11 protein-coding genes, 2 tRNA genes and 1 rRNA gene are annotated in these 9,502 nt (G+C 42.1%); 2 read left to right on the forward strand and 12 right to left on the reverse strand.

All coding sequences use genetic code 11. The features are described from left to right. The first annotated feature begins 45 nt into the window (after positions 1 to 45). On the forward strand, positions 46 to 672 hold the full coding sequence (locus C6Y02_RS13005; RefSeq protein WP_060595650.1) for an NUDIX hydrolase: 627 nt from the start codon (positions 46 to 48) through the stop codon (positions 670 to 672). A 39-nt stretch (positions 673 to 711) separates the two neighbouring features. Here C6Y02_RS13005 and tatC read toward each other — a convergent pair whose 3' ends face one another. From tatC to moaC, 4 genes are read right to left on the reverse strand one after another with little or no spacing between them, the layout of a single operon-like run. Next, positions 712 to 1,476: a twin-arginine translocase subunit TatC gene (tatC, locus tag C6Y02_RS13010; RefSeq protein WP_106031429.1), complete on the reverse strand. Its 765-nt coding sequence runs from the start codon at positions 1,474 to 1,476 to the stop codon at positions 712 to 714. Positions 1,477 to 1,482: 6 nt separating this feature from the next. Further along, positions 1,483 to 1,662: a twin-arginine translocase TatA/TatE family subunit gene (locus C6Y02_RS13015; RefSeq protein ID WP_003214302.1), complete on the reverse strand. Its 180-nt coding sequence runs from the start codon at positions 1,660 to 1,662 to the stop codon at positions 1,483 to 1,485. Between the two features lie 27 nt (positions 1,663 to 1,689). Then, positions 1,690 to 2,343, reverse strand: a complete 654-nt coding sequence (locus C6Y02_RS13020) for a redox-sensing transcriptional repressor Rex (protein WP_008355687.1) — start codon at positions 2,341 to 2,343, stop codon at positions 1,690 to 1,692. A gap of 15 nt (positions 2,344 to 2,358) precedes the next feature. Continuing rightward, positions 2,359 to 2,850: a cyclic pyranopterin monophosphate synthase MoaC gene (gene moaC, locus C6Y02_RS13025; protein WP_034664898.1), complete on the reverse strand. Its 492-nt coding sequence runs from the start codon at positions 2,848 to 2,850 to the stop codon at positions 2,359 to 2,361. A gap of 138 nt (positions 2,851 to 2,988) precedes the next feature. Here moaC and C6Y02_RS13030 point away from each other — a divergent pair, with 138 nt between their 5' ends. Continuing rightward, positions 2,989 to 4,911, forward strand: coding sequence for an ABC-F family ATP-binding cassette domain-containing protein (locus C6Y02_RS13030; RefSeq protein ID WP_106031430.1), 1,923 nt, complete (start codon positions 2,989 to 2,991; stop codon positions 4,909 to 4,911). 271 nt (positions 4,912 to 5,182) lie between these two features. Here C6Y02_RS13030 and tsaD read toward each other — a convergent pair whose 3' ends face one another. The 8 genes from tsaD to rrf form a co-directional block, all read right to left on the reverse strand. Beyond that, positions 5,183 to 6,211, reverse strand: coding sequence for a tRNA (adenosine(37)-N6)-threonylcarbamoyltransferase complex transferase subunit TsaD (gene tsaD / locus C6Y02_RS13035; RefSeq protein ID WP_034664904.1), 1,029 nt, complete (start codon positions 6,209 to 6,211; stop codon positions 5,183 to 5,185). Continuing rightward, positions 6,204 to 6,632 (reverse strand): ribosomal protein S18-alanine N-acetyltransferase, encoded by a 429-nt coding sequence (gene rimI / locus C6Y02_RS13040; protein ID WP_024424460.1) that lies wholly within the window; start codon positions 6,630 to 6,632, stop codon positions 6,204 to 6,206. The genes tsaD and rimI overlap by 8 nt, the downstream gene beginning before the upstream one ends. Before the next feature lie 25 nt (positions 6,633 to 6,657). Further along, positions 6,658 to 7,347, reverse strand: coding sequence for a tRNA (adenosine(37)-N6)-threonylcarbamoyltransferase complex dimerization subunit type 1 TsaB (gene tsaB, locus C6Y02_RS13045; RefSeq protein ID WP_106031431.1), 690 nt, complete (start codon positions 7,345 to 7,347; stop codon positions 6,658 to 6,660). Beyond that, positions 7,328 to 7,804 carry a tRNA (adenosine(37)-N6)-threonylcarbamoyltransferase complex ATPase subunit type 1 TsaE gene (gene tsaE, locus C6Y02_RS13050; RefSeq protein ID WP_106031432.1) on the reverse strand — a complete coding sequence of 159 codons (477 nt, stop codon included), beginning with the start codon at positions 7,802 to 7,804 and terminating at the stop codon, positions 7,328 to 7,330. Before tsaE ends, tsaB begins: the two co-directional genes overlap by 20 nt. 12 nt (positions 7,805 to 7,816) lie before the next feature. Next, entirely contained in the window at positions 7,817 to 8,794 is a 978-nt protein-coding gene (thiL, locus tag C6Y02_RS13055) for a thiamine-phosphate kinase (protein ID WP_106031433.1), read from the reverse strand. A 277-nt stretch (positions 8,795 to 9,071) separates the two neighbouring features. Next, a tRNA-Asp gene (locus C6Y02_RS13060) sits at positions 9,072 to 9,148 on the reverse strand. Between the two features lie 4 nt (positions 9,149 to 9,152). Next, positions 9,153 to 9,229, reverse strand: a tRNA-Met gene (locus C6Y02_RS13065). Between the two features lie 18 nt (positions 9,230 to 9,247). Further along, positions 9,248 to 9,363: ribosomal RNA gene (gene rrf / locus C6Y02_RS13070) — 5S ribosomal RNA — on the reverse strand. Between the last annotated feature and the right edge of the window lie 139 nt (positions 9,364 to 9,502).

A 9,502-nucleotide genomic window follows, 5' to 3' on the forward strand; every position in this document is an offset into this window, starting at 1 on the left:
TTTCTGATATCTGGAAAATGGTTTTTTTATGGAGGACAAGTTTTCATGGAACAAGAAAAACTGAACATCTTAAATGAGCAGCATGAAGCGATTGGAGTTGCACCCCGTTCAGATGTCCACGCCCAAGGCCTTTGGCATGAAACCTTTCATTTCTGGCTTCTCAAAAAGGAACATGACACCGTGTATCTCTATTTTCAGCTAAGAAGCCCCGCAAAAAAAGATTTTCCTGCTCTATTTGATATCACAGCAGCAGGTCACCTTCTTGCAAATGAACTGCCTTCTGACGGTGTGAGAGAGGTAGAAGAAGAGCTTGGTCTTTCTATGCCTTTTGAGAACCTGACCTTTGCAGGTGTTATACAGGATGAAATCCATCTACCCGAATTCATTGATCGTGAATTTTGCCATGTCTATCTTTACGTCCATCAAGAAGAGCAGATGAACGTTCAATTACAAAAAGAAGAAGTCGCTGGACTTTACAGAGCAAAGCTAATGGATGCACAGCAGCTTTTCATGAGAAAATGTGAAAATATTCATCTGGAGGGCTTTGAAGTGGATGAAGCCGAAGAACAACGTGAGGAAAACAGAGTAGTCTGTGTACAAGATTTTGTCCCGCATGAGCCTGCCTATTATAAACATCTATTTCAAGCGATCAATCAATTCCTTTCACAATAGAAAAAGCATCGTGACCCTTATTTGGATCACGATGCTTTTTTATGAGACATCATAATTTTCTTTCTCCTCTGTCTCTGTTTGCTGCATTTTGCGATAGGTCACTCTCGAAATGACAATACTCACTTCGTACAAAACGAGCATCGGCAAGGTAACCATGAGGTGAGAAACGATCTCTGGCGGTGTAATCAGTGCGGCAATGACAAGGAGGACAAAATAGGCATACTTCCGTATTTTTGATAAAAACATCGGTGTGATGATGCCAAGTCTTGTGAGAAACATCAACACAACGGGCATCTGAAACAAAAAGCCAAATGGAAGTGTTAACTGCATCAGAAATGTAAAATACTCATGAATCCCAATCACTTGCTCTACATTTAAATCATTCGACATCCGCATCAGAAAATCGACGACAAAGGGAAACAAAATAAAATAAGAGAAAGCCACACCGCTCAAAAATAAAAGCAGTGCAATCGGAATATAAGCAAGTGTCACCTTTCTCTCTTTTTCATATAAGCCGGGGCTGACAAACGCCCAAAGCTGATATAAAATCACGGGACACGTCAAAACCAAAGCAATGACAAATGCGAACTGCATAAACACGTACAGCGGATCTGTGAGCTTAAATGCATTCAGTGTCAGTGTGGCCGCTTCATCGGTATTTTGTAAATACACAATGACCGGCTTAGCAAGAAAAAAACCAGCCACCATAAAGGCGACAAAAAACATCGCAATGATCACTAAACGTTTTCGCAGTTCCACAATATGCTCCATAAGCGGCATATCTTTGACATTCATGAAGCTCATCCTATTCTACTGATCTTCTTTTTTCTTTTTTTCTTCCTGATCATCAGCTAAACCTTTTGTGGCATTTTTGAATTCACGTAATGTATCTCCTGCTGCTCTTCCTAATTCAGGAAGCTTTTTCGGCCCAAAAATAATGAGCGCAACAATCGCAATCAGAACCAAACTTCCAGGACCGATCGGACCCATTTGCTCCACCCCCTTTACCCCTTTTCGTCAATCCTCCTGTGTAACAGAGTAATGCTTTAAGAAATACACAAGAGACTGAAGTTCAACCGCCAAATCTATATGATGAATTCGAATGTGTTCCGGCACATTCAATCGAGCCGGCGTAAAGTTAAGGATTCCTTTGATGCCAAGGGCAATCAAACGATCTGTAATGGATTGAGCTGCTACGGCAGGTACTGTCAAAATGGCAACAGGAATATCTCCTACCTCTTGAACATGCTCTTCAAGCTTATCCAAATCATAGACAGGCACGCCGCCTATCTCACTTCCTATTTTACTCTCATTGACGTCAAAAGCCATTGAAATTTTTGTATTATTATTTTTGATGAAATTATAGTGTAAAAAAGCAGTCCCTAAATTCCCGACACCGATGAGCATGACATTGGTCATTTCATCTTGGTCAAGTGTCTTTCTGAAGAAGGTCAAGAGGTAATCGACATTATAGCCATACCCTTTCTTCCCGAGTGCACCAAAGTACGAAAAATCTCGGCGAATGGTGGCAGAATCCACTTTGACTGCATCACTAAGCTCTGCCGATGACACCCTTTGTTTTCCTGATGCATGCAGATTTTTTAAAAAACGGTAATATAGCGGCAAACGTTTGGCTGTCGCTTGTGGAATTTTTGACTGATCTATATTCATATAAGGTCCTCCAACTTAAATATCAGATGCTCTGTGAAAATCACCGTTTTTCCCGCCTGTCTTTTCAATTAAATAGGTAGGACCGATGATCATGCCTTTATCAATCGCTTTGCACATGTCGTAAACGGTCAGTGCACATACTGAAGCAGAAGTGAGCGCTTCCATCTCCACACCCGTACTTCCTTTTGTTTTCACCTGTACTTGTATGTTCAGAATGTGCGCATTTCCGTCTTCCTCCCAATCAAAGGAGATATCCACGCCTTTTAGTGCAAGCGGATGACACATTGGAATGATGGTAGATGTTTGCTTTGCTGCCATGATGCCAGCAACCTGTGCAACAGACAGCACATCCCCTTTTCCAATTTCACGTTGTTGTATTTTATGAAACACTTCTTTTATCATACGAACGCTTGAAGCAGCAACGGCGGTTCTCACTGTAGACGATTTGTCACTAATGTCGACCATCTTTGCTCTTCCCTGTTCGTTAAAGTGGCTAAATTGACTCATCTTTCAACGCTCCCTCACTCAAATGATACACTATTTTTTCCTATCTGTCTTTCATTTGAATATGGCGATTGTATGTAACATTTGCCGGTTTACTGCTGATAAGCTACACTTAACATATTATAACAGAGGTGAAGTTACATGATGATTCTACAAGTGAATCAGCTGTCCAAATCGTTTGGTGCTGATACCGTTTTAACGAATATAAAATTAGAAGTCAAAGCAAGGGATCGGATTGCCATTGTAGGTCGTAACGGCGCAGGCAAATCCACGCTTTTGAAAATCATTGCCGGTCAATTGTCTTACGAGCAAGGTGAGATCATCAAACCGAAAGACCTATCGATCGGCTATTTAGCACAGCATACCGATGTGACATCTACACGTACGTTAAAAGACGAATTATTATCGGTTTTTGATCATTTAAAAGGGATGGAACAAGAGATGAGAATCATTGAGGAGAAAATGGCTTCCTCCACAGGTTCTGAGCTGGATTCCCTCATGAAAACCTATGACAGACTGCAGCAGGAATTTAAAGATCAAGGCGGCTATCAATACGAAGCAGATGTCCGCTCCATTCTTCATGGGCTGGGCTTTAGTCACTTTGAAGATGAGACAACCGTTCAATCCTTAAGCGGCGGCCAGAAAACCCGTCTAGCGCTTGGAAAGCTCTTATTAATGAAACCAGAACTCTTAATTCTGGACGAGCCGACCAACCATTTAGATATTGATACCTTATCATGGCTGGAGCAATATTTGCAAAATTATACAGGCGCCATTCTGATCGTGTCCCATGACCGCTACTTCTTAGACAAAGTGGTGAACCATGTGTATGAAGTCTCAAGAACTGCCATGAAAAAGTTCGCAGGCAACTATAGTAAGTATCTTGAACTGAAAGCTGAGCAGCTAGAGCGTGATATGAAGCTCTACGAAAAGCAACAAGGAGAAATCTCAAAGCTCCAAGACTTCGTAGATCGCAACCTGGCAAGAGCCTCAACCACAAAGCGCGCTCAGAGCAGACGCAAGCAGCTGGAACGGATGGATCGTTTAGATAAGCCATTAGGTGATGAAAAATCCGCAAACTTTCATTTTGATATTACGAGACAAAGCGGCAATGATGTGCTGAAGGTACATGATCTCGACATTCGTTATGATGAAAAAACACCGCTCCTATCCTCCCTTTCTTTTCAGATCAAACGTGAGGATAGCGTGGCACTCATTGGTCCTAACGGGATCGGGAAATCAACCCTTTTAAAAACGTTAACGAACACATTAACGCCTGTAAAAGGCGACATCACCTTTGGATCTCATGTCACGATCGGCTACTATGACCAAGAACAAGCCAAACTGACATCCTCCAAAAAAGTGCTCAATGAGCTTTGGGATGACTATCCTCATATGAATGAAAAAGAAATTCGGACATGTTTAGGGAATTTCCTTTTTTCTGGTGATGACGTCTTAAAGCCCGTTCATGCATTAAGCGGTGGAGAAAAAGCCCGGCTTGCCCTGGCAAAGCTGATGCTCCAAAAAGCCAATTTCCTAATACTTGATGAGCCTACGAACCATTTGGACTTAGATAGTAAGGAAATTTTAGAGAATGCGCTGATCGATTATCCAGGAACCATCTTATTTGTCTCGCATGACCGTTATTTTATTAATCGACTAGCAACGAAAGTATTCGAGCTGTCGCGAGTGGAAACAAAAGAATACCTTGGTGACTATGACTACTACCTTGAAAAGAAAAATGAACAATTAGAGCTTGAGGCGCTTCAAGAAAATGAACCGCTTAAAAAACAAGCAGCAAAGCCAGTAGAAACAGCAAAGCTTTCTTATGCGGAAGAAAAAGAACTGAAAAAGAAAGAAAGACAAAAGCAGCGCAGAATCGAGGAAATTGAAAAGCGGATTGCTGTCATTGAAGAGAAACTTGGTGAAAATGAAGAGCTTCTATGTGATCCTGCTATTTTCCAAAATCATGAGAAGGTCCAAGACATTCAAACAGAAAATGATACGCTTAATCAAGAGCTTGAATCACTTTTCGCGGAGTGGGAAGAGCTATCCGAATCTTAAAGAGTGCCCAAATGGGTGCTCTTTTTTCTTTCAGTGAAAATTTATTATCCACATTAATATCCACAAAAACCTCTTTGTTATTCTTAAAAATTTTGGACTTATCCACTTTATACACAGGTTTTTAATCACATATCCACACAAAATTTCTTTTTTATACACATTCTCTTCATTTTAAAACAAAATTTTCAAATAATTGTGGATATATAACGTTTACATGTGAATAAATCGCTTTCATTGAAAATGAAAAAAACCTGTGTATCCACAGGAGTTTTCATTCATATGAGACAAGCGGTAAGCCCGGCTGGCCATTCATCGCCATATCGCCTCTTATTCCCTTTTCAAACGCAATGGTTCCAGCAGCAGCGATCATGGCTGCATTGTCTGTGCAAAGAGATAACGGCGGAATAATGACCTTCACGTCAGGTAGCTTTGTGAATGCTGTCGTCAAAGCTTCTCTCAGTCCTTTATTGGCAGCGACTCCACCAGCTAGGACAACCTGCTTTACGCCATAGGCCTCAGCCGCTTTTAATGTTTTCCCAACAAGCACCTCAATGACGCTTGCTTGAAAACTTGCTGCCAAATTCTCTGGAGCAATTGTTTCTCCCTTTTGAGATGCATTGTGTAATGTGTTAATTACAGCTGATTTTAATCCACTAAAGCTAAAGTGATAGGAACCTTCTTCAAGCCATGCACGAGGAAGTTTAATCGTTGGCTCTCCTTCATGTGCTAACCGATCAATATGAGGTCCACCTGGATACGGGAGACCCATCGTTCGAGCCACTTTATCGTAGGCTTCTCCAGCCGCATCATCTAATGTTTCTCCGATGACCTCAAAAGATCCATGCTCCTTCATTAGCACAAGTTCAGTATGTCCACCAGAGACAACAAGAGCCAAACATGGAAACTGTAATTCATCTACAAGCTGGTTTGCATAAATATGCCCAGCAATATGATGTACACCAACAAGAGGAATCTGATGAGCAAAGCTTAGTGCCTTGGCTGCGTTGACACCGATCAGAAGGGCACCGACTAAGCCCGGTCCTTCTGTAACAGCAATGGCATCTAAATCCTGAAAGCTCATATTGGCCTGTGTCATCACTTCTTCCAATACGATGGTAACTTGTTCCACGTGATGTCTTGAAGCGATTTCTGGTACAACACCGCCAAATCGTTTATGACTTTCTATTTGCGAGGCCACAACATTCGCCACAATTTCTTTCCCATTTTTTACAATGGATGCAGCTGTTTCATCACAGCTTGTCTCTATACCTAATATGAATCGATCTGTTTGTTCACTCATTTATATTCACCCACATGACCAATGCATCTTCCCCATTATCCGTATAATAATTCTTTCGAATAGAAGCTGGTCTGAAACCAAGCTTTTCATAAAGGGATTGTGCAGGTGTATTCGAAACCCGCACCTCTAAAGAAAGATGATCTGTCTTTTTTTCTTTGCAAAATTCCATGACATATCGCAGCAATGCTTCCCCGTAGCCCTTTCCTCTATGCTCAGGGAGAATCGCAATGTTCGTAATTTGTGCATCGTCCATGACGATCCAGACCCCGCAATACCCAACAGGCTGTTTATCTTCTTCAATGAGGAAATAATGGCTGTACTGGTTATGGAGAATCTCATAGACAAATGATTCTTTTTTCCAAGGTGCAGTAAACGAATGCACTTCAATCGTATACACCTCTGGAATGTCCGCTACCGTCATTTTTCGAATCTCTGTTATGTTAAGATTATTTTTGTCCTTCAAGCCATTTCACTTCCGCTTCTGCCAAACGAATATAGTTAGGAACAAGCTGATGAACATCTTCAGCAGGACGATCTGTCCCTAAAAACGCAAGCATTGAAGGTCTTGGGTTATGAAAAGCTCCCTCTGCTTTCACAGCAGTTTCTCCTAAAATGGAGCGAATGCTCTCTTCATGAAGATGCACATCCTGCCCAAGAAATAGGACAGGCTTTCCTGTCTGCTTCAGCTCATGAAGCCAATCCGTGAGCAAGATATTTTGGTCTGGTTTGATCTCTTTGATTTTTCCTTCTTCAAACGTATATAGCCCAGTATAAACTTGTCCTCTTCTCGCATCAAATAGTGGCGAGATCCATCCATCAAAGTATTGACCATTTGCCGCAAGTGTTTCTAAACTTGAAACAGCCGATATCGGGATAGACAGCGTCCACGCGAGTGTTTTTGCAATGGTCACACCAATTCGGACACCAGTGTAGGAGCCAGGTCCTTTCGCTACAACGATTTTACTTAGTTCACTTGGCGCTACACCACATTCTTTCATTAATGCCTCAACAGTCGGCATCGCTCGGACGGAATGGTTCTTTTTTAAATACGTGATGCTCTCACCAATCACTGTGGAATCTTTTACAAGGGCAATTCCTAGTGTATGGTTAGACGTATCAATTGCCAGTATGGTCAAATTCTTTCATCTCCTTACAAAGGGTCTTATAGCGTTCCCCTTTTGCACTAAACGTGAGATGACGTTCTTCTTCACGTTCTGTTCTCAGCATTTCTATTTTCAAATAGGTGGAAGGCAATTGAGGTCCAATGAGATGTGCCCACTCAACCAAGCATACACCTTCGCCCTCAAAATATTCTTCGAGCCCAATATCTTCTTCCGCATCTTCCATGCGGTACACGTCCATATGATAAAGTGGCAGTCTGCCATCGGTATATTCTTTAATAATCGTAAAGGTAGGGCTGTTGACGATACGGGTAATCCCTAAGCCTTCTGCAAAACCTTTTGAAAAAGTAGTTTTGCCTGCACCTAAATCCCCTTCTAATGTCAAAACATCGCCTGGCATCACAAGTTTGGCCAAAGCAGCGGCAATTCGTTTCGTCTCATCCGCACCTTTTGTCGTCCATGTTAATTTCACAGTTATGTCACCTCATTTCTTAAAATGATTATATCCTTTTTTCATTAACATTGTTTGCTGTTCATTGTCTTTTAATATAACGCTTGCTGCTTGATCACCTTTGACTTGTCCAATGCGTTTGACTTGAATGTCTTCTTTTCTACATTGCATTTCAAAGCTTTCCCAATCAGCCTCTGGAATCGTACCAGTTAATACAAAGTCTTCCCCGCCAAATAACACCCATTCCAGCCAGTCTTTACGCAGCACTGGTAAATCTGGATGTGTGGGGAGCTTGTTTGCTTCTATCTCTATCGTCACATGACTCGCTTCGGCTATCTCATTCAGCTCACTCGCTAATCCATCACTCACATCATTCAAGGTGACCCGTGGGAAGCTTGAGCAAATATGTCCAGCAGCAATGTGAGGCTGAGGCTTTTTATGACGCTCAAGAAAAAAGGCTTTGTCGACTGCCTTGGTAGGGGTTACTTCGTTCATTAAAATTGATAAGCCAGCAGCTGATGAACCAAGCTCACCTGTGACAAAGACGACGTCTCCTGTCTGAGCACTGTGACGATAACAAGCTGTTCCCTTGGGAACCTCGCCAATGACCGTCACTGTAATGACAAAGTCACTGCGAGTGGCGACCGTATCTCCACCAATTAAATCCATATGATAGGTGTCAGCCAATGCTTTCATTCCCTCGTAAAGAGCTGAGACGATCGTCTCATCACCATGAGGGGGGATCGCAATCGATACAAGATAATACTTTGGGGTTCCTCCCATTGCGGCAATATCACTGACATTGACCGCTAGTGCTTTAAAGCCAATCTCAAAAGGTGTGGAAAAATCAAAACGAAAATGAACATACTCCACCATTGTATCAACACAAACGACCTCTTCACAATGTGAATGAGGTTGATAAACACTTGCATCATCACCGATGCCCATAACCAAAGAACGCTGATGTGTTTCTTTTGGTGTAATTCGGCGAATAAGATCAAATTCATCCATAAAAAGCAGCCCCTTCATGCAATCAATTGATTGAGTAGACACGATGTCAGACATAATTAGTATTAGTGTAAGCCAATATGAGTTTCAATTCCAATTAAAAATGATATAAAGAAAGCCTGGTATGAAAAAACCAGGCTGGGTTGAAGTGATCTATCTTTTTCTTTTCACATAACGTGTAGCCAAACACAAACCAATTCATTGCATCTTGGATACGTACGAAAAGAAAAAGACATAAAAAAAAACGAAACTATACGTTTTCGTTTACAAGTCATAAAAATGGCGGTCCGGACGGGACTCGAACCCGCGACCTCCTGCGTGACAGGCAGGCATTCTAACCAACTGAACTACCGGACCATTTTGGTTGCGGGGGCAGGATTTGAACCTGCGACCTTCGGGTTATGAGCCCGACGAGCTACCGAACTGCTCCACCCCGCGATGATATAAATATGACAAGCTTGGCGGCGTCCTACTCTCACAGGGGGAGACCCCCAACTACCATCGGCGCTGAAGAGCTTAACTTCCGTGTTCGGTATGGGAACGGGTGTGACCTCTTCGCTATCGCCACCAAACCTGATGGAGAGAATGTTCTCTCAAAACTAGATAACAATGTTCATGCTTCACATTAGAATATAGGTTAAGTCCTCGATCTATTAGTATCTGTCAGCTCCACGTGTCACCACGCTTCCACCTCAGACCTATCAACCTGAT

This window comes from Bacillus sp. NMCC4, from assembly GCF_002998555.1.
Classification (GTDB): Bacteria; Bacillota; Bacilli; order Bacillales; family Bacillaceae; genus Bacillus.

Bases quoted from the DNA above. Each gene is read 5' to 3' on its own strand.
- C6Y02_RS13005 (WP_060595650.1), top strand. From the start codon at position 46: ATGGAACAAGAAAAACTGAACATCTTAAATGAGCAGCATGAAGCGATT.
- tatC (WP_106031429.1), bottom strand. From the start codon at position 1,476: ATGAGCTTCATGAATGTCAAAGATATGCCGCTTATGGAGCATATTGTG.
- C6Y02_RS13015 (WP_003214302.1), bottom strand. From the start codon at position 1,662: ATGGGTCCGATCGGTCCTGGAAGTTTGGTTCTGATTGCGATTGTTGCG.
- C6Y02_RS13020 (WP_008355687.1), bottom strand. From the start codon at position 2,343: ATGAATATAGATCAGTCAAAAATTCCACAAGCGACAGCCAAACGTTTG.
- moaC (WP_034664898.1), bottom strand. From the start codon at position 2,850: ATGAGTCAATTTAGCCACTTTAACGAACAGGGAAGAGCAAAGATGGTC.
- C6Y02_RS13030 (WP_106031430.1), top strand. From the start codon at position 2,989: ATGATGATTCTACAAGTGAATCAGCTGTCCAAATCGTTTGGTGCTGAT.
- tsaD (WP_034664904.1), bottom strand. From the start codon at position 6,211: ATGAGTGAACAAACAGATCGATTCATATTAGGTATAGAGACAAGCTGT.
- rimI (WP_024424460.1), bottom strand. From the start codon at position 6,632: ATGACGGTAGCGGACATTCCAGAGGTGTATACGATTGAAGTGCATTCG.
- thiL (WP_106031433.1), bottom strand. From the start codon at position 8,794: ATGGATGAATTTGATCTTATTCGCCGAATTACACCAAAAGAAACACAT.